This window comes from Simplicispira metamorpha (assembly GCF_004341365.1).
Classification (GTDB): domain Bacteria; phylum Pseudomonadota; class Gammaproteobacteria; order Burkholderiales; family Burkholderiaceae_C; genus Simplicispira; species Simplicispira metamorpha.
The window spans coordinates 37454-56252 of record NZ_SLXH01000010.1 but is presented as its reverse complement, the minus strand read 5'-3'; the positions used below and the strand labels follow the sequence as shown (position 1 = coordinate 56252).

Annotated in this window: 20 protein-coding genes; 10 read left to right on the top strand and 10 right to left on the bottom strand. The window is 67.0% G+C overall.

Annotated elements, in window-relative coordinates; genetic code table 11:
• Positions 1-25: 25 nt before the first annotated feature.
• From ftsY to EV674_RS07110, 5 genes are all read left to right on the top strand, one after another.
• Positions 26-1270, top strand: a complete 1245-nt coding sequence (gene ftsY, locus EV674_RS07130; RefSeq protein WP_119013827.1) for a signal recognition particle-docking protein FtsY — start codon at positions 26-28, stop codon at positions 1268-1270.
• A gap of 93 nt (positions 1271-1363) precedes the next feature.
• Positions 1364-2497 (top strand): hypothetical protein, encoded by a 1134-nt coding sequence (locus EV674_RS07125; RefSeq protein ID WP_119013828.1) that lies wholly within the window; start codon positions 1364-1366, stop codon positions 2495-2497.
• Between the two features lie 245 nt (positions 2498-2742).
• Complete coding sequence (rpoH, locus tag EV674_RS07120) at positions 2743-3672, top strand: RNA polymerase sigma factor RpoH (protein ID WP_119013829.1); 930 nt, start codon at positions 2743-2745, stop codon at positions 3670-3672.
• Positions 3673-3809: 137 nt separating this feature from the next.
• Positions 3810-4826 carry a Bug family tripartite tricarboxylate transporter substrate binding protein gene (locus tag EV674_RS07115; RefSeq protein ID WP_119013875.1) on the top strand — a complete coding sequence of 339 codons (1017 nt, stop codon included), beginning with the start codon at positions 3810-3812 and terminating at the stop codon, positions 4824-4826.
• A gap of 189 nt (positions 4827-5015) precedes the next feature.
• Positions 5016-5672: a Crp/Fnr family transcriptional regulator gene (locus tag EV674_RS07110; RefSeq protein WP_243647377.1), complete on the top strand. Its 657-nt coding sequence runs from the start codon at positions 5016-5018 to the stop codon at positions 5670-5672.
• A gap of 77 nt (positions 5673-5749) precedes the next feature.
• Here EV674_RS07110 and EV674_RS07105 read toward each other — a convergent pair whose 3' ends face one another.
• The 3 genes from EV674_RS07105 to EV674_RS07095 all read right to left on the bottom strand — a co-directional run bounded on the left by EV674_RS07105 (position 5750) and on the right by EV674_RS07095 (position 9286).
• Complete coding sequence (locus EV674_RS07105) at positions 5750-7549, bottom strand: putative bifunctional diguanylate cyclase/phosphodiesterase (RefSeq protein ID WP_119013831.1); 1800 nt, start codon at positions 7547-7549, stop codon at positions 5750-5752.
• Between the two features lie 195 nt (positions 7550-7744).
• Positions 7745-8356 carry an SCO family protein gene (locus EV674_RS07100; protein WP_119013832.1) on the bottom strand — a complete coding sequence of 204 codons (612 nt, stop codon included), beginning with the start codon at positions 8354-8356 and terminating at the stop codon, positions 7745-7747.
• Positions 8357-8374: 18 nt separating this feature from the next.
• A complete protein-coding gene (locus tag EV674_RS07095; RefSeq protein WP_119013833.1) occupies positions 8375-9286 on the bottom strand; it encodes a methyltransferase domain-containing protein in 912 nt (303 codons plus the stop codon).
• A gap of 48 nt (positions 9287-9334) precedes the next feature.
• On the opposite strand from EV674_RS07095, the gene EV674_RS07090 reads away from it, so the two are divergent.
• On the top strand, positions 9335-10051 hold the full coding sequence (locus EV674_RS07090) for a ComF family protein (protein WP_119013876.1): 717 nt from the start codon (positions 9335-9337) through the stop codon (positions 10049-10051).
• Positions 10052-10123: 72 nt separating this feature from the next.
• Positions 10124-10615, top strand: a complete 492-nt coding sequence (locus tag EV674_RS07085) for a tRNA (cytidine(34)-2'-O)-methyltransferase (protein WP_119013834.1) — start codon at positions 10124-10126, stop codon at positions 10613-10615.
• On the opposite strand, the gene EV674_RS07080 is transcribed toward EV674_RS07085, so the two are convergent.
• From EV674_RS07080 to EV674_RS07050, 7 genes are all read right to left on the bottom strand, one after another.
• Complete coding sequence (locus EV674_RS07080; protein WP_119013835.1) at positions 10603-11544, bottom strand: LysR family transcriptional regulator; 942 nt, start codon at positions 11542-11544, stop codon at positions 10603-10605. The genes EV674_RS07085 and EV674_RS07080 overlap by 13 nt on opposite strands.
• 44 nt (positions 11545-11588) lie before the next feature.
• Positions 11589-12053 carry a MaoC family dehydratase gene (locus EV674_RS07075; RefSeq protein ID WP_119013836.1) on the bottom strand — a complete coding sequence of 155 codons (465 nt, stop codon included), beginning with the start codon at positions 12051-12053 and terminating at the stop codon, positions 11589-11591.
• A gap of 137 nt (positions 12054-12190) precedes the next feature.
• Positions 12191-12829 (bottom strand): LysE family transporter, encoded by a 639-nt coding sequence (locus EV674_RS07070; protein WP_119013837.1) that lies wholly within the window; start codon positions 12827-12829, stop codon positions 12191-12193.
• 153 nt (positions 12830-12982) lie between these two features.
• Entirely contained in the window at positions 12983-13972 is a 990-nt protein-coding gene (locus tag EV674_RS07065) for a tripartite tricarboxylate transporter substrate binding protein (protein WP_119013838.1), read from the bottom strand.
• A gap of 45 nt (positions 13973-14017) precedes the next feature.
• The gene (pcaF, locus tag EV674_RS07060; RefSeq protein WP_119013839.1) at positions 14018-15220 is read right to left on the bottom strand and encodes a 3-oxoadipyl-CoA thiolase; all 1203 of its coding nucleotides are present in this window, start codon (positions 15218-15220) and stop codon (positions 14018-14020) included.
• Between the two features lie 88 nt (positions 15221-15308).
• The gene (locus tag EV674_RS07055; protein WP_277749426.1) at positions 15309-15956 is read right to left on the bottom strand and encodes a 3-oxoacid CoA-transferase subunit B; all 648 of its coding nucleotides are present in this window, start codon (positions 15954-15956) and stop codon (positions 15309-15311) included.
• Between the two features lie 35 nt (positions 15957-15991).
• Positions 15992-16687, bottom strand: a complete 696-nt coding sequence (locus EV674_RS07050; RefSeq protein ID WP_119013841.1) for a 3-oxoacid CoA-transferase subunit A — start codon at positions 16685-16687, stop codon at positions 15992-15994.
• 91 nt (positions 16688-16778) lie between these two features.
• Between EV674_RS07050 and EV674_RS07045 the strand changes: the two genes are divergently transcribed.
• From EV674_RS07045 to EV674_RS07035, 3 genes are all read left to right on the top strand, one after another.
• Positions 16779-17606: an IclR family transcriptional regulator domain-containing protein gene (locus tag EV674_RS07045; protein ID WP_119013842.1), complete on the top strand. Its 828-nt coding sequence runs from the start codon at positions 16779-16781 to the stop codon at positions 17604-17606.
• A 100-nt stretch (positions 17607-17706) separates the two neighbouring features.
• On the top strand, positions 17707-18348 hold the full coding sequence (locus tag EV674_RS07040) for a trimeric intracellular cation channel family protein (protein ID WP_119013843.1): 642 nt from the start codon (positions 17707-17709) through the stop codon (positions 18346-18348).
• 16 nt (positions 18349-18364) lie between these two features.
• The gene (locus tag EV674_RS07035; RefSeq protein WP_119013844.1) at positions 18365-18799 is read left to right on the top strand and encodes a DUF1841 family protein; all 435 of its coding nucleotides are present in this window, start codon (positions 18365-18367) and stop codon (positions 18797-18799) included.

Here is an 18799-nt window from a genome sequence, read left to right as displayed (position 1 = left end):
TGGAGTGATTCTAAGAACCCCTGCAATGTTCAGTTTTTTCAAAAAGAAACCCCCTCCACCGCCCGTGCCGGATGCGCTGACCGCGCCCACGGCCACGCCCGCAGCGCCCACGCCCCCGGCAACCACCACCGCAGCCGCGGCACCCACCCCAGCGCCTGCCAGCGCAGCGCCCGCACCTGGCGCCGTGGCCGGTGCCCTGGACTGGCTGCGCAAGCCTTTCGGGGCCAAGACGGCGGCAGCGCCCGTGCCTGTGGCTGCGCCATCGGTGGGATCGGCAGAACCGGCCACCGCAGTGCCCGCACTGGCGCACCCTGCCACCCCACCGACCACAGCGCTGGCAACCGCGCCCACCGCCACAGCGACAGCGGCCGAGCGCAAAGGCTGGCTCGACCGCCTCAAGGCCGGGCTGCGCAAAACGGGCTCCAGCATTGCCACCGTCTTTACCGGCACGCAAATCGACGACGCGCTGTATGAGGAGCTGGAAGAGGCGTTGCTCATGGCCGACACCGGCGTCAAGGCCACACAGTGGCTGCTGACCGACCTCAAGCGCCGCGTCAAAGACACTAAAACCACCGATCCCGCCGCCGTCAAGGGCCTGCTGGCCGACGCGCTGACCGATTTGCTCCAGCCGCTGGAAAAATCCCTGGTCATTGGCCAGCACACCCCCACCGTGATCATGGTGGCGGGCGTCAACGGTGCGGGCAAAACCACGTCGATTGGCAAACTCACCAAGCACCTGGCCCACGAGGGCGCCAGCGTGCTGCTGGCCGCCGCCGACACTTTCCGCGCCGCTGCGCGCGAGCAGCTCGGGGTGTGGGCTGACCGCAACCTGGTCGATATCGTCAGCCAGGAAGGCGGTGACCCCGCTGCCGTCAGCTTTGACGCCGTGACCGCAGGCCGCGCGCGTGGCAAGGACGTGGTGCTGGTCGATACCGCCGGGCGCCTGCCCACGCAGCTGCACCTGATGCAGGAGCTGCAAAAAATCAAGCGCGTGGTCACCAAGGCCGATGGCACAGCGCCGCACGAGGTGCTGCTGGTGATTGACGGCAACACCGGCCAGAACGCGCTGGCCCAGGTGCGCGCCTTTGACGATGCGCTGGGCCTGACCGGCCTGGTCGTGACCAAACTGGACGGCACGGCCAAGGGCGGCGTGCTGGCCGCCATTGCGCAGGAGCGCCCCATTCCGGTGTATTTCATCGGCGTGGGCGAAAAACTCGAAGACCTCGAAACCTTCAACGCCCGCGAGTTTGCCCAGGCGCTGCTGGCCTGACACCCCGGCCACTGGGCGGCGGCATGTGCTGGCCGCTCAAGGAGCCCCCCCGGACTGCCGATAAACAGGTACGTTCTTTCACGGGGGTTCACCATGCGCATCGCCCAGTCCACCCAGCAGTTCCAGGTTCAGCACCAGGCCCAGCAAAGCAGCCAGCACACCGAGCGGCTGGAGGTACGCCGGGGCACACCGAACGCCAACACAGCGGCCCTGCCCCGCACCAGCCCTGCGCCCAACCCACTGGCCACCCCGGGCACCCGACTGAGCCTGTCGCCTGCGGCGCTGGCCCAGTCCAACCCCTCCAGCGCACCCGGGCGTGCGGCCATGGCCGAACCTGCCGTGGCCGACAGCACCGAAGCCAGCGCCTCCGGAAAAATTGGCACCACCCTGACGCCGCAAATGGCCATGCTCAAAGACCTGATCGAACGCATGATGGGCGCGTCGGTAGAGGTCTATGCCGACAAACTGCAAGCGCAGTTGCAGGCCATGGCCAGCCAGCGCAGCACCGCCGGGGTATCTGCGGCCCCAGCCGGCAACGCCGCAGCAGCGGGCACCGGCTGGGGCTTGGTGCATGAGACGTCCACCGTGCGCCAGGAATCCGAGCAGCTGCGCTTTCAAATGCAAGGACAGGTGCAGACCGCCGACGGCCAGACCATCCGCTTCGAACTCGACCTGCAACTGCAGCGCAGCTACCGCGAAGAAAGCTCCACCCGCATCGCGCTGGGCAGTGCGGCAGCGCCTGTCGATCCGCTGGTGCTGCGCTTTGATGGCCCGGCCCAGGCACTGCAAAACCAGCGCTTTGCGTTTGACCTGCAAGGCGACGGCAGCGCCGACAACGTGCCCCTGCTGGCCCAGGGCTGGGGCTACCTGGCACTGGACCGCAACCAGAATGGCCGCATCGACGATGGTCTGGAGCTGTTTGGCCCGCGCACCGACAACGGCTTTGCCGAACTGGCCGCGCTGGACGATGACGGCAACGGCTGGATCGACGAGGGCGATGCGGCCTTCAAAGACTTGCGCATCTGGCGCCCCAGCGCCGACGGCGGCGGCAGCCTGCAAACACTGCAAGCCGAAGGCGTGGGCGCGCTGGGCCTGGCCAACGCCGCTACGCCCTTTGCCCTGCGCACCGAGGGCAACGCCAGCCTGGGCGCACTGCGCGCCACTGGCGCCTACCTGCGCGAGGACGGGCAGGCGGGCGTCTTGCAGCAAATCGACCTGGCAGTGTGATCCTGCGGGCGCTGCGGGCGCTGCGGGCGCCTGCGTCCGGGTGGCACAACCCGCACCGGCGGGGTCGATTCACACCTTTGATGCTATTTATTTAATAGCTACCAGCGCCCAACTGGAGGGCTATAGAGGCCGATTTGGCTTCAAAAAAAGGGGCGGCATTGTCTGACACCCTGACGGGAACTATGGGCTTAGCAGTCCCTCCAACCGAGTGCTAACATGAAGGCTTAGACGAAAGGATTTCTGGAATGGCACTTTCATCTGGACTCGCAGCAACCGCTCTGGCGCCCACCAATCCGTGGACGGTGGTGCCGTCGCTGGGCAACCTGGACGCCTATATTTCGGCAGCCAATCGCCTGCCGCTGCTCACCCACGAAGAAGAACAAGACTGCGCCCGCAAGCTGCGTGACCACAACGACGTAGAGGCCGCGGGGCGCCTGGTGATGTCGCACCTGCGCCTGGTCATCTCCATTTCGCGCCAATACCTGGGCTACGGCCTGCCCCACGGCGACCTGATCCAGGAAGGCAACATCGGCTTGATGAAAGCCGTCAAGCGCTTCGACCCCGACCAGGGCGTGCGCTTGGTGAGCTACGCCATGCACTGGATCAAGGCCGAGATCCACGAATACATCCTGAAAAACTGGCGCATGGTCAAGGTGGCCACCACCAAGGCACAGCGCAAGCTGTTTTTCAACCTGCGCTCGATGAAGCAGGGCTTCAAGACCGAGGCTGAAACCACGCACCGCAACACCCTGTCCGACAGCGAGATCGACCTGGTGGCCGCGCAGCTCAAGGTCAAGCGCGAAGAAGTCATGGAGATGGAAACGCGCATGTCCGGCGGTGATGTGCTGCTGGACCCCGCCCCGTCCGACGACGGCGAGCAGGCCTTTGGCCCCATTGCCTACCTGGCCGACGCCGCCCACGAGCCCACGGCCATGATCGAGTCGCACCAGCGCGACCTGCTGGCCACCGACGGCATTGCCAGCGCCCTGGCTGCTTTGGACGAGCGCAGCCGCCGCATCGTGGAAGAGCGCTGGCTCAAGGTGCGCGACGATGGCTCGGGCGGCATGACGCTGCACGATCTGGCCGCCGTCTATGGCGTCAGCGCCGAGCGCATCCGCCAGATTGAAGTGGCCGCCATGAAAAAAATGCGCAAGACGCTGGCCGAATACGCCTGAGTGCACCGGCTGGGCGGTATGCACCGCCCAGAACCGGCTGGCGATAATGCACAGCGCGCACCCCTGACCGGGGTTGCGCGCTTTTTTGTGCCTGCGCCGTGGCAAAAGGCCTGGCGGCGCTTTTTGGAGAATTTTTCATGCAAGTTTGCGCCCTGCGCCGTGCCGCACTGGTACTGGCCCTGGCTGCCGCTGGCGGCAGCGCCCTGGCCCAACCCACCGCAGCCACTGCCATGGCGGCTGGTGCCAGCACCACGCCAGGCTGGCCCAGTCAGGCGGTGAAAATCATCGTCGGTTTTCCGGGCGGCTCATCGCCCGACCTGGCAGCGCGCACCCTGGCCGAGCCGCTGGCGCAGGCCCTGGGTCAGCCGGTGATCGTAGAAAACCGGGTGGGCGCGGGCGGCAATATTGGCGCCAGCGCGGTAGCCCGTGCCACGGACAACCACACCATCGGCCTGATGATCAATGGCAACCTGACCATCGCCAAGCTGATCAATCCCAAGGCCATTTACGACCCGCTGCAAGACCTGGTGCCCGTGAGCCTGGTGGGCACCGCCCCGCTGGCGCTGGCAGCGCCTGCCAACGCCCCCGGGGCCAGCGCGCAGGAGTTTTTCACGGCAGCCCGCCAGGCAGGCGACCACTGGAGCTACGGCACCCCCGGCGTGGGCACGGTGGCGCACATCGGCATGGAGCTGCTCAAGGGCAAAGCGGGCCTCAACCCGGTGCATGTGCCGTACCCGGGCAACCCGCAGGTCATCAACGCCATCCTCGGCGGCCAGATTCAGTTGGCGCTGCTGCCACCGGCTATGGCGGCTGCGCAAGAGCGCGCGGGCAAACTGCGCGTGCTGGGCGTGACATCGGCAGGCCGCAGCGCGCTGGTGCCGCACTACCCCAGCCTGGCCGAAGCGGGTATTGCAGACTTTCACCTGGAAATCTGGAACGCGGTGGCCGCCCCACGCTCCATGCCGCCATCGGTGGTGGCGCGGCTGTCCGTCTTGTTCAGCCAGATTGCCCGCAGCCCGCAGGTGCGCGACAAACTGTTCCAGCAAGGCTGGCAGGTCACGGGCACCACCGCCGAGGGGCTGGCCCGGCGCATTCAGGCCGACACGCGCCTGCTGGGCGGCGTGATTGCCGCGCGCGGCATCCAGTCAGAATAAGCACCACCGGCCTGCTACTTGGGCAGCCGCAGCGGCCAACGCGCCTTGCTGCGCCCACTCAAGCCGGTTATGGTGCAAGCTTTACAGCCCCGCCCCTCTTGGCCCGCCCCGCCCATGAACACTGACCCTGCCCCCCGGCACACCGGCTGCGCGCGGTGCGCCTGCCAGAGCCTTTGCCTGCTGGGAAAGATGAACACGGTCACCCGGCAGTCGTGGCAGGACTTGACGACTGAACGCTCTTTTGCCAAGGGCGACATGCTGTTGCGCCAGGGTGAAACGGCGTCTTTCTTTCGCATCGTCAAAGTGGGCACCACCATGCTGCTGCGCAGCGCCGAAGATGGCGTGGAGCGCCCTGTGGGCATGTGCGGCCACGGCCAAACGCTGGGCAGCACTGTGCTGCTGGGGCAACCGGCCACGTTCTCGTGTCTGGCACTGTCGCCCGTGCGGGTGTGCGAGGTGCCGATTGCGCCCCTGCTGCACAGCGGCCTGGTCGATCAGGCTTTTTTGTGGGAGCTGGCCGTCAGCTACGCCCAAACCAATGCGCACCTGGCCGATTGGGCGCGCATTGTGCGCATCCGCACCGTGGCCGGTCAGGTGGCAGGTACGCTGCTGCAACTGGCCGCCTTGCAGCGCAGCACCCTGGTGCGCCTGCCCAGCCAAAGCGCACTGGCCGCGCTGCTGGCCACCACGCGCGAAACCATTGCCCGCACCCTGCGGCAACTGGAGCAGCAGGCCTGTCTGGTGCGGCGCGACCGCTGGCATTGCGAAATTGAGCGCGATGCACTGCTGGCGCTGGCAAGCAGCGGCAGCGCACTACCGGCGCGCCCGGGGCTGCGGTCTGCCTGAACCGGCCCGCGCCAGACAAGCCGCCGGCACAGTGGCTACGGCTACGGCTACGGCTACGGCTACGGCTACGGCTACGGCTACGGCAGTGCTGCGGCCCTGCACAGCGCGGCAAAAGGCTCGGGGGTACCGATCAACTGTGCCATCTCGGGGGCGGGCACGGCCCGCGAATACAACCACCCCTGGACAATATCGCAACCAAACCGGCGCAGTTGGCGCAACTGATCTGGCGCCTCTACGCCCTCGGCCACCACGGTCAGGCCCAGGGTGTGCGACAACTCGATCACCGCCCGCACCAGCGCAGACTCGCTGTCGCCGCGCAACATGGGCTCGACAAAGTCCCGCGCGATCTTGATGCGCGCAATGGGCAACTGTTGCAGATAGGCCAGGGAGGAATGCCCGGTGCCAAAGTCGTCCAGCGTGACGCTGATGCCCAGCGCCTTGACGCGTGCCAGCGAATGGCGCGCCAGCACCGGGTCGGCCATGGCCTCGGACTCGGTCAGTTCCAGTTCCAGCAGGTCGGGGGGCACTCCGTGGCGCTGCAATGCCCCTTGCAACTGCTCCACCCAGTCGTTTTGCTGCAATTGCTGCACCGACACGTTAACCGCCACCCGCAGCGGCGTACCGGCCTGTTGCCAGACGCGGATTTGGCGGCACACTGCGTTCAGCACCCACTCGCCCAAGGGCAGGATAAGTCCGGTGGCCTCGGCCACCGGAATGAAGCGCGAGGGCGGCACCTCGCCCAGCACCGGGTCTGTCCAGCGCAGCAACGCCTCGGCGCCCACCACCTGCCCGGTCAGCACATCCACCTGCGGCTGGTAATGCAGCGCCAGTCCGCCATAGGCCAGCGCCAGCTTGAGGTGGTCGTGCAGCAGGATTTTTTCTGCCATCTTCTCGCCCATGGCAGGCTCATAGAGAGAGAAATGGCCCCGTCCACGCCGCTTGGAACAGTACATGGCCATGTCGGCATAGCGCATGAGCGTGTCAGCGTCTGGCGCATCTTGCGGAAACACGGCAATGCCCGCACTGGCGCCGCAGTGAAGCTCAAAGCCTTGCACCCGGAACGGCTCTTGCAACAACTGCAAAAGCTTGGCCGCAACGAGCATGGCCTCTTGCACCTGGTTCAACTCGGGCAGCAGCACCGTGAACTCGTCGCCCCCCAATCGCCCCACCGTGTCGCCAGCGCGCAGGGCATTTTTCAGGCGCCGCGCCACCTCCACCAGCACCTGGTCGCCAGCGGCATGGCCATAGCCGTCGTTGATGGCCTTGAAGTCGTCCAGATCCAGCAGCAGCAGCGCAAATGGCCGCCCCTGGGGCGTGCAGGTGTGGATGGCCTGCTCCAGCCGCTGGCCAAACTGCCAGCGGTTGACCAGCCCGGTGAGGTTGTCATGCGATGCCTGGTAGCAGGTCTGGGCCTCCAGGCGGCGCACTTCAGAGATGTCGCGCACAAACGCCACGCTGGCGCCGCCATACGCCTCGGAGTAACCCAGTGCCACATCGACAGGCACTTTGGCGCCATCGCGCCGGTGCAGCCACAGGTCGCGCTCCATGCCCATGGGGCGGCGCGTGGGGTTTTGGAAATAGCGGCGCACATGCTGGCCATGTTTGGCACCCAGGTGCGGTGCCAGCAAGATGCTGATGGGCTGGCCCATGAGCTGCGCGGCGGCATAACCCGAGATAGTCTCCATGGCCGGGTTGGCCATCATGATGGTGCCCTGCCGGTCTACCAGCAAGATGCCGTCGGGTGCAGCGGCCATGGCTACCTGCTCCAGCCATCCACGGGGAACATCGCGCAGACTGTCGGCCTGCGTGGCAGTGGCGCTGAAAGGGCAGCGCCGGGGCGCGTTATCGCGCAGTGCGGGAATATCAAGTGCATGCATGTGCGGCTCCTCCCCTTGGGCTGTGACGCCAACACGGCGCCTGACCGCCAGCCCACTGACAGGGCCAGTGGCGGAGATGCACACACTCTACGAAAACACTGTGACAGCCCACCATGGGGAAACCCCAGCATGGCGCGCTATCGCCCCCCAACGTGACGCACTTGGCAGTTTGCAGCCCGCCGGGGGCTTGAAACTTCAGCGCGCAGGCAACAACAGCGTGCGCACGTCGTCCGTGAGGGCGGCCACACCGCTGCCGTAGCGGTGGTACACACGCAAGCGGCCTGCCGGGTCGTAGAGGTAGCTGCCCGCCGAGTGGTCCATGCTGTAGCTGGTGGGCGTCTTGCCTTCCACTTTCTTGTAATAGATCTTGAAGTCTTTGGCCAGGGCGGGCAGTTGCTCGGGCGTGGGGCGCAGGGCCAGGAAAGTGGGGTCGAAATTGCCCATGTAGGCCTTGAGCATGCCCAACTGGTCGCGCTCGGGATCGACGGTGATGAAAATGCCTTGCAGCCGATCGGCGTCTGCGCCCAGCTGCTGCTTGACCTCGGCCAGCTCCTGCATGGAGGTGGGGCACACGTCGGGGCACTGCGTGAAACCAAAAAACACCACCACCACTTTGCCGCGAAAGTCTTGCAGGCTGCGCACCTGGCCGTTGTGGTCGGTCAGTTGGAAGTCGCGCGCGTAGTCGGCCCCGGTGATGTCCACGCCGCGCAGCTTGGCCGCATCGGGCGAACATGCAGCCAAAATGGCCACAGCGCCCGCAGACAGAGCGCTTACAGCTATCAATTTGAGAGTATTTCGTTTCAACATCTTGTCCTTGCTGGCGGGCTACACGGGTTCTTGCGGCGGGCGCGCGCTGCGCAGCATGGCGCGCATGTCTTGCAGCGAGACGGCGCTGTGCCCGCTCACGGCCACGCGCGGTGTGGGCTTGAAGGCGTGGCCGTAAATGATCTCGAAGGTCAGCGCCAGCTGGCCGCCGTGCGCGGCGCTGGCCAGGTGCTGCGTGAGCGCATCACACAACTGGCCATGCCAGCGCCGCCCGCGCAGACCGGCAAAGCGCTGGGGGTGCAGGTTGGCGCCCAGCTCGCGCAGCTCTTGCAGCAGGCGCTCGGGCGTGGCAAAGGTGAGGGTGATGTGCTCCATGTCCATCACCGGCTCGGCAAAACCGGCGTGCACCAGCATGTCGCCCCAGTCGTGCATGTCCGTGAAGGTGTGCGAGGGCACGGGCCAGCCCAGCGCGGCATACACCGCGCGCAGCTCGCGCAGGGTGTCGGGGCCCAGGCAGGAGAACATGACGTGGCCGTCCACTGCCAGCGCCTGGTGCCACTGCGCCATCAGCGCCTGCGGGTCGGCGGCCATGTGCAGCGCCATGTTGGCCCACAGCATCTGCACACTGCCCGGCGGCGGCGGGGCCAGGCGGGTGGCGCCGCCCGTCCAGCGCGCGGTGCTCCACCAGGACGGGGCCAGTGCGGCGGCGGCGTGGGCCTGGCGGGGGGGGGCCGTTTCCGTCACGTAGCAATCAGCACCGGGGTAGCGCTGGCGCAGCAGGGCATGGGCTTGCAGGCCACCGCGCACCGGGTCCCAGTGGCACCAGGTGGCGGGGGCCTGGCGCATCCACTGCAAGCGCGACTCCATGCGCCGGGCCACTTCCTCGTGCAGCCAGGGCGAATGCGCGGGCGCAGCGCGTTGCCAACGGGCGGCGGCAACGGGGTCGATGGTGGGGGGGGTGTCGGTCGGCATGGGGCAAGTCAGGGCGATGAAAGCAGGGGCCGTATATTGGACACCATCATGCGCAACCCGATGGCATCAAGGATATCTGCGGCCTGGCAGCGCGCCCTGGCCCGCCTGCCCAGCCAGTGCGCGGTGTGCCAGAGCTGGCCCGCGCAGCGCGTGTGCGGCGCCTGCGCGGCGCGCTTTGCCCAGCCGCGTGCGCGCTGCCCCACCTGCGCCATCGCCGTCGAAGCCGGGCAGCAGCAATGCAGCGCCTGCCTGCACCAGCCGCCGCCGCTGGCGCGCTGCGTGGCCGCCGTCGATTACGCCTACCCCTGGGCCGACGCCCTGAGCGATTTCAAGTTCCGCAGCGACCCCGGCTGGGCCAGCACCCTGGCCTTGCTGCTGCGCAGCACCCCGTGGGCCGAGCCAGTGCTGGACGGTGCCGATCTGGTGCTGCCCCTGCCGCTGTCACGCCAGCGCCTGCGCCAGCGCGGCTTCAACCAGGCGCTGCTGCTGGCACGCCAGTTGGCGCCCGACAAAACCGACGCCACGCTGCTGCTGCGCCTGCACGACACGCCCGCGCAAAGCAGCCTGGCGCGCGCCCAGCGGCTGGAGAACCTGCACGGCGCCTTCGCCATCGAGCCGCTGCGCGCCCACCGGGTCAGTGGCCAGCGCGTGGTGCTGATCGACGATGTGATGACCACCGGCGCCACGCTGCACGCCGCCGCTGGCGTGCTGCACCGGGCCGGTGCCGCCCAGGTGAGCGCGCTGGTCGTGGCCCGCACGCCCTGAACCGCCACCGCAAACGGTTTTTTTACGCCCTGTTGCGCGGGCACGCGCACACCACGCACCACAATAGGCGCCATGTTTCACATCGTCCTGGTCGAACCCGAAATCCCGCCCAACACGGGCAACGTCATCCGCCTGGCGGCCAACACGGGCTGCACGCTGCACCTGATTGAGCCGCTGGGTTTTTCGATGGAAGACCGGCTGATGCGCCGCGCCGGGCTGGACTACCACGAATACGCCCAGGTGCTACGCCACGCGGGCTGGACGGCTTTTTTGCGCCTGGCCCAGCCCGATCCGGCGCGCATGTTTGCCATGACCACGCACGCCACCCGCACCCTGCACGACAACCAGTTCCAGCCCGGCGACTGGCTGGTGTTTGGCTCCGAAACCCGGGGCCTGCCGCCCGAGCTGCGCGAGAGCTTTGCCCCCACGCAGCGCCTGCGCCTGCCCATGGTGGCGGGCCAGCGCAGCCTGAACCTGTCCAACGCCGTGGCCGTGGCCGTGTTCGAGGGCTGGCGGCAAAACGGCTTTGCCCTGCCTGGCGCACCGGCCCCTCAGGGCCACTGACAGCTGCGCGGGTCGGCCAGCGTCTGGGCCACGTACTCGCTGACGAAATCCAGAAACACCCGGGTGCGCGCGGGCACCATGCGCCGCGATGGCACGGCGGCATACACCGTGTAGCTGGAAAAAATCCAGTCGGGCAGCACCTGCACCAGCGTACCGCTGGCCAGGTAGGGCGCGGCCAGCAACCGCGCCATCACCGCCACGCCCACGCCGTCCAGGGCAGCGCGCAGCAGCAAATCGGCGCTGGTGGACTGCAAGGCCACCGCAATGTCCAGCTCCTGCGCGGGCCCATCGCCCTGGGCCGGCTGCAAACGCAGCCTGCGCCCGGCCTGCCCGCGCAGGGCGGGGGTGGAATGGCGCAGATAGTGGTGGTGTTGCAGCAAATCCTGGGGCTGCTGGGGCACCCCGGTGCGGGCCAGGTAATCGGGCGAGGCCACCACGATGGTCTGCCCCTGAAACAAGGCCCGCGCCACGATGTTGCTGTCGTAGCCCTGGGGCACCACCATCAGCGTGGCATCAAACTCCTCCACGCGCGCGGCGGCCCGGACATCCACACTGACATCCAGCAGCAGCCGGGGATGGCGCTCGCGCCAAGGCACCATCAGTGGCCCCAAAAAATGCGTGGCCAGCACGGGCGACGCCATCAGGTGCAGCGTGCCGCGCAGATCGCGCGTGCTGGCGGTGGCGGCGGCTTCGGCGTCGTCAATTTCTTCGAGGATGGCGCGCACGCGGTGCAGGTAGGCCTGGCCCGCCTCGGTCAGCGCCACCTTGCGCGTGGTGCGCTGCAACAGGCGCGTGCCCAAGTGGCGCTCCAGCTCGGCCACCAGGCGCGTGACCACGGGCGGCGACCAGTCCAGGGCGCGCGCGGCAGCGGCAAAGCCGCCTTCGTCGGCCACGCGGGCAAAGGCGCGCATGGCTTGCAAGCGATCCATGCGTTAGCTCCTGGTCTGGAGGGCTGCGCCGGGCATGGCGGGCGTCAGGGGGCGGCCCCGTAGTTGCGGGTCAAGAATTCGGCCACGCACGCGGGTTTGTCGCTGCCCTCGCGCTCCAGCGTGACCAGCCAGGTCATTTGCAGCCCCTCGGGCGACAAAGCCTCGGCGTCTTGCAGCACCAGGCGCGCGCGCAAGCGGCTGCCCACGGGCACGGGCGACGTAAAGCGCACCCGGTTGAGCCCGTAGTTCACGCCCATGCGCGCGCCCACGATGGCAAAAGCCGCTGCAAAAAACTGCGGCAACAGCGACAGCGTGAGAAAGCCGTGCGCAATCGGCGCGCCAAACGGGCCGGCCTTGGCGCGCTCGGGATCGACGTGAATCCATTGGTGGTCGCCCGTGGCCTGGGCAAACAGGTTGACCTGTTCCTGCGTGATGGTGGCCCAGTCGGTCAAGGCCACTTCCTGGCCCACGCAGGCCATGAGTTCAGAGTAGGAGTGAAAATTTTTCATCTGCGCAATGTAGCTGCGCGCCCGGCACCGCCCTTGTCAGGCCGGGGACAAGGGGCACGCCATTTACCAGTCAAAACAGGCCACAGGTCGCATACAGAAAGCGCCATCAGCTATCAAACATATAGCAAACACACCCTTCAGGCGTGGCGCGCGCCGCGCTGGACAAAGAACAACCCGGCCCCCACCGCCATCAGCAGCCCGCCAAACACGCGGTTTTGCGCCTGCACGGCGCGCGCACTGCGCAGCAGGCGGCGCATGGCGCTGGCGCTGGCGGCGTAGCCGTGCATGACCACCGTGTCCACGGCCAGGGTGGTGACGGCAATCACCAGCAGCTGGCTCCACAGGGGCCGTGCATCGGTCAAAAACTGCGGCAGTACGGCGACCATGAAAATGATGCCCTTGGGGTTGGTGGCGTTGGTCAAAAAGCCCGTCAGGCAGCGCTTGCGCCACGAACCGGCGGGCACCTCGTGCGCACCGGCCAGGGGCGATGCACCGCCTGCGCGCCACTGGCACCAGCCCAGGTAAATCAGGTAGAGCGCGCCCAGCACCTTGACCACGTTGAATGCCAGCTCCGAGGCCAGCAGCAGCGAGCCCACGCCCGCGCCCGCTACCAGCAAAATCAGCAGCAGCCCCAGTTGCAGCCCACCGATGGTGGCGCTGGCCTTGCGCACACCGTAGGCCAGGCCGTGGCTCATGCTCAGCACCGCGCCCGAGCCGGGCGAGACGGCAATCAAAAAAGCGGCGGCCACATACGCCAGCCAAAGGTGTAAGTCCATGACAACCAGGCTCCCAAACAAAGGGCGAAATCTTAAAGCGGCTTGCGGCGCCCCGCTGCGGCGGGCAAGGCGCCAGCGCCAATCACATAAGAAAAAAGCCGCCAGCGCCCGGTGGATGGGCGCAAGCAGCTATTGTTTATGCAGCAGAAAAAATCAATCCACCGTGGCGCCGGACTCTTTCACCACCTTGCCCCACTTGGTGGTTTCGCTGCGGATGAAGGCGGCAAACTGCGCCGGTGTTTCGTTCACGGTTTCGCCGCCCTGGGCGCTGATCTTCTTTTGCACTTCGGGGTTGGCCAGCACCTTGGACAGCGCGGTGCTGAGCTTGTCCAGCACCGGCTTGGGCGTGGCCGCCGGGGCAAACAGGCCAAACCACGACACGGCCTCGTAGCCGGGCACGCCCGCTTCAGCGATGGTGGGCACATCGGGCAGCTCGGGCGAGCGCTTGGCGGTGCTGATGGCAATGGCGCGCAGCTTGCCCGAGCGCACATGCGGAATCACCGAGGGCATGTTGTCAAACATGATGGCGATCTGGTTGCCCAGCAGGTCAGAGACGGCGGGGGCGCTGCCCTTGTAGGGGATGTGCGTCAGCTCGACCTTGGCCATGGACTTGAACAGCTCGCCCGACAGGTGGGGCGAGGCGCCGTTGCCGGGCGAGCCAAAGTTGATCTTGCCGGGGTTGGCCTTGGCGTAGGCAATCATCTCGGGCACGGTCTTGAACGGCTGCGAGGGGTGGGCCACCAGCAGGTTGGGCACGTTGGCCACGCGCGAGAGCGGGGCAAAGTCTTTGACGTGGTCAAACGGCATCTTCTTGTACAGGGCGGCGTTGATGGCGTGCGTGCCCACCGTGCCCATGAACAGGGTGTAGCCATCTGCCGGTGCCTTGGCTGCCAGGGCGCCACCGATGTTGCCGCCTGCGCCTGCCTTGTTGTCCACCACCACGGGCTGGCCCAGCTCGGTGGTGAGGTACTGGCCCACCAGGCGCGCCAGGATGTCGGTGGTGCCGCCCGCCGAGAACGGCACGACGATAGTGATGGGCTTGGTCGGGTAGGCCTGCGCAGCAGCGCCCAGCGACAGCGTGGCAGCGGCCAGGGCGATGGCGCCAATGGCAGCGCGGCGGGTGGTGCGGGTGAAATGGGTCATGGTGTTTCCTGTAGTCCTGAATGAAGTGGGGGGGTGGAGCGGTGTTTACACGCGTTCCAGAATCACGGCAATGCCTTGGCCCACGCCAATGCACATGGTGCACAGGGCGTAGCGGCCGCCGGTGGCGTGCAGGCGGTTGACCGCCGTGGTCACCAGGCGCGCGCCGCTGGCGCCCAGCGGGTGGCCCAGGGCAATGGCGCCGCCCCAGGCGTTGACGCGCGCATCGTCGTCTTGCAGGCCCAGGGCGCGCAGCACGGCCAGGCCCTGCGCGGCAAAGGCTTCGTTCAGCTCGATCACGTCCAGCTGCTCCAGCGTGATGCCGGTTTGCGCCAGCACCTTGAGCGTGGCGGGCGTGGGGCCAAAACCCATGATGCGCGGTGCCACACCGGCAGTGGCCATGCCCACCACGCGGGCGCGGGGGGTGAGGCCGTACTGGGCGGCGCGCGCTTCATTGGCCAGCAGCAGGGCGCAGGCGCCGTCGTTCACGCCCGAGGCGTTGCCGGCGGTCACGGTGCCGTCGGGGCGCACCACGCCCTTCAACTTGGCCAATGCTTCCAGGCTGGTTTTGCGGGGGTGCTCGTCGGTGTCCACGACGATGGCATCGCCCTTCTTTTGCGGGATGGTGACGGGGCAGATTTCGCGGGCCAGGTGGCCCGCTTCGATGGCAGCGACGGCGCGCAGCTGGCTGTTCATGGCCATGCGGTCTTGCGCTTCGCGCTCAATGCCAAAGTCGGTGGCCACGTTTTCTGCCGTTTCGGGCATGGAATCGACGCCGTACTGCGCCTTCATCAGCTGGTTGACAAAGCGCCAGCCAATCGTGGTGTCGTACACGGCGTTGTTGCGGCTGAAGGCGCTCTCGGCCTTGGGCATGACGAAGGGCGCGCGGCTCATGCTCTCGACGCCACCGGCGATCATCAAACCGGCTTCGCCCGCCTTGATGGCGCGCGCTGCCGTGCCCACGGCGTCCAGGCCCGAGCCGCACAGGCGGTTGATGGTGGCGCCGGGCACGTCGATGGGCAAACCGGCCAGCAGGCTGGACATGTGGGCCACGTTGCGGTTGTCTTCACCGGCCTGGTTGGCGCAGCCATACAGCACATCGGCCACGGCGGCCCAGTCCACGCCGGGGTTGCGCGCCATCAGCGCTTTGAGGGGGATGGCGCCCAGGTCGTCGGTGCGCACGCCAGACAGCGCGCCGCCGTAGCGACCAAAAGGAGTGCGGATAGCGTCGCAGATGAAAGCCTGGTTCATGGGTTTGTCTCCGAGGGAGGTGTGAAAAGTGGGCGGTAAAAAACGGGGGGCAGGTACGGGTGCAGCGGGTGCGGTGCCAGCGGCGGTGTCAGGCAGCGGCGATGGGCAGGCCCACCAGCTGCTCCAGCGCAGCGTGCGAGAGGCCGTCCACCGTGTCGATGAGTTTCAGGCCCTGGGGCGTGCATTCCAGCGTACACAGCTCGGTGTAAATGCGCCGCACGCAGCCAATGCCGGTGAGCGGGTAGCTGCACTGCGCCACCACTTTGCTGGCGCCCTGTTTGGTCAGCAAATCCATCATCACCCAGGTTTGCTTGGCGCCGATGGCCAAGTCCATGGCGCCGCCCACGGCGGGAATGGCGCCGGGCTCGCCCGTGCTCCAGTTGGCCAGGTCGCCCGTGCTGGAGACCTGGAACGCGCCCAGCACGCAAATATCGAGGTGGCCGCCGCGCATCATGGCAAAGCTGTCGGCATGGTGAAAATACGCACCGCCGGGCAGCAGCGTCACGGGCTGCTTGCCGGCGTTGGTCAGGTCGTAATCTTCCTGGCCCGCAGCGGGCGCGGGGCCCATGCCCAGAATGCCGTTTTCGCTTTGCAAAATCACTTCGCGGCCAGCGGGGATGTGGTTGGCCACCAGGGTCGGCATGCCGATACCCAGGTTGACGTAAGCGCCGTCGTGGATGTCTTGCGCCACCCGTTGTGCCAGTGCTTCTTTACTACGTTTTTGATAGCTGCTCACGCTTACTCCTTGTGCGCCAGAGGCCAATTTCATACTTATTTCTTGAAGCCACCGGCCTGCGTGGCCACGTGGTCGATCTTGACCACATGGCTGACGTAGATGCCGGGGGTGACGATGGCCTCGGGGTCCAGTGCGCCCAGCTCCACCACCTCGTGGACGGTGGCCACGGTGGTCTTGGCGGCGGTGGCCATCACCGGGCCAAAGTTGCGCGCCGCCTTGCGGTAGGTGAGGTTGCCCCAGCGGTCGCCCTGCTCGGCCTTGATCAGGGCCACGTCGCCGTAAATGGGGTACTCCAGCACGTACTGCTTGCCGTTGATGTCGCGCGTTTCTTTGCCCGCAGCCAGCTCGGTGCCGTAGGCCGTGGGGCAGAAAAAAGCGCCAATGCCCGCGCCCGCTGCGCGGATGCGCTCGGCCAGGTTGCCCTGGGGCACCAGCTCCAGTTCGAGCTTGCCGCTGCGGTACAGGTCGTCAAACACGTAGCTATCGACCTGGCGCGGAAAGCTGCAAATCACCTTGCGCACCCGCCCGGCCTTGAGCAGCGCGGCCACGCCATAGTCGGCATTGCCCGCGTTGTTGTTGACCACCGTCAGATCGCGCGCGCCCTGCTCCAGCAGGCCGTCAATCAGCACATCGGGAATGCCCGCCGTGCCAAAGCCGCCAATCAACACCGTGGCACCGTCTTTTACCCCCGCCAGCGCCTGCGCTACCGAGTCCGAGATCTTGTTGATCATGCAAATTTTCCGTTGGAAAGTTCAAATTCGAGCGCATTTTGTTCGCATAATGAACAAATGTTCGCTAAAAGAATTATAAACACTGTCTGCCATGACCCTACATTCCGCCTTGCCCCCCGCCCTGCCCTTGGCCCCTGAGTCCAGCGCGCCCAAACCCGGTGACAGCTACGTGCAATCTTTTGCACGCGGGCTGGAGGTGATCCGCTCGTTCAGCGCCACCGCGCCCGAGCAAACCTTGAGTGAAGTGGCCAGCCGCACGGGCCTGACGCGCGCGGGCGCCCGGCGCATCCTGCTGACGCTGCAAACGCTGGGCTATGTGGAGAGCGACGGCAAGTGGTTCCGGCTGACGCCGCGCATCCTTGACCTGGGCTTTGCCTACCTGTCGTCCATGCCCATCTGGGACTTGGCCGAGCCAGTGATGGAAGGGCTGGTGGAGCAGGTGCGCGAGTCGTGCTCGGCCTCGGTGCTCGATGGCACCGACATCGTGTATGTGCTGCGCGTGCCCACGCACAAAATCATGCGCACCAACCTGGGGGTGGGCTCGCGGCTGCCGGCCTCGTGTACCTCGTCGGGGCGCGTGCTGCTGGCCACCCTGCCCGATGCCGAGCTGGAGCGGCGCCTGCACGCCTGCCCGCGCGTGCAGCACACCGGCCTGACCGTGACCGACGTGCCCACGCTGATCGAGCGCATCCGCCAGGTGCGCCAGCAGGGCTGGAGCCTGGTCAACCAGGAGCTGGAAGAGGGCTTGATCTCCATGGCCGCACCGCTGACCAACCGCGCCGGGCAGACCGTGGCGGCCATGAACATCAGCGGCCAGGCCAACCGCACCAGCGCCGAGGTGATGCAGCAGACCATGCTGCCCGCGCTCTTGCAAGCGGCGCACACCATCTCGCAGATGCTGGGCACGCGCCGCGCCTGAGGCGGCGTATTCTTGGGATCAAATAGGCTGCTAGCGCCCTGTGGATGAGCGCTAGCAGCTCTTAAATCAATAGCAACTACCAACACGCTACCATCGCGCCATGGAAATTTTGAGTCCCCCCCTGATCGATACGCTGCGGCTGGTGCTGGAGTTCATTGCCACTGCGGCTTTTGCCCTCTCGGGGGTCATCATGGCGGCGCGCAAGCGGCTGGATGTGGTGGGCGTGTGCGTGGTGGGTTTTCTGGCCGCGTTTGGCGGCGGCACGCTGCGCGATGTGCTGCTGGACCAGCGCCCCTTTTTCTGGGTGCGGCACGTTGAATTTGTCTGGGGCATTCTGGCGCTGTCGCTGGCGGCCATGGTGTTCATGCGCCAGCACCACATCCAGCCCACCGAGCGCGCCATGCAGTGGCCCGACACCATCGGCCTGGGCCTGTTTGCCGCCGTGGGCACCGACCTGGCCAGCGCCCTGGGCATGCCCGCGCTGGTGGCCGTGATGATGGGCGTGACCACCGGCGTCTTTGGCGGCGTGCTGCGCGACGTGGTGTGCAACGAAATCCCGCAGGCCTTCCGTGACCACCGGCCCTACGCGCTGTGTGCCTTTGCCGGTGGCTGGGTGGACTTGGCGCTGCGCCAAGTGGCTGCCCCCGAATGGCTGCCGGTGCTGGCCTGCGTGGCCGTCACGGCGGGCCTGCGCGCGCTGGCCGTGTGGCGCAACTGGGAGCTGCCCGCCTGGCGCATCTGAGGTACGCTCTGGCGCCATGTTCAATCCCTCCCAAGCCGATGTGCGGCGTTTTTTCTGCGCCGCACACGCCAAAGCCGCAAGCGGCGCTCCCATGGAAGCCATCGAAACCCTGGCCAGCCTGTGGATTGCCGAGCACCCCGAGTACCACGCCGACCTGGCCGACGCCGATGCCGCCGTGGCCCGCAACTACGACGACACGCCCGAGCAGGCCAACCCGTTTTTGCACCTGTCCATGCACCTGTCCATCAGCGAGCAGTGCAGCATCGACCAGCCCCGGGGCATACGCCAGGCCGTAGAGCTGCTGGCCAAGCGCCTCGACTCGCTGCACGACGCCCACCACGCCGCCATGGACTGCCTGGGCCAGATGCTCTGGGAGAGCCAGCGCGCAGGCCGCCCCCCCGATGGCGAGGCCTACGTTGCCGGCGTGCAGCGCCGCGCCACGCGCGACTGA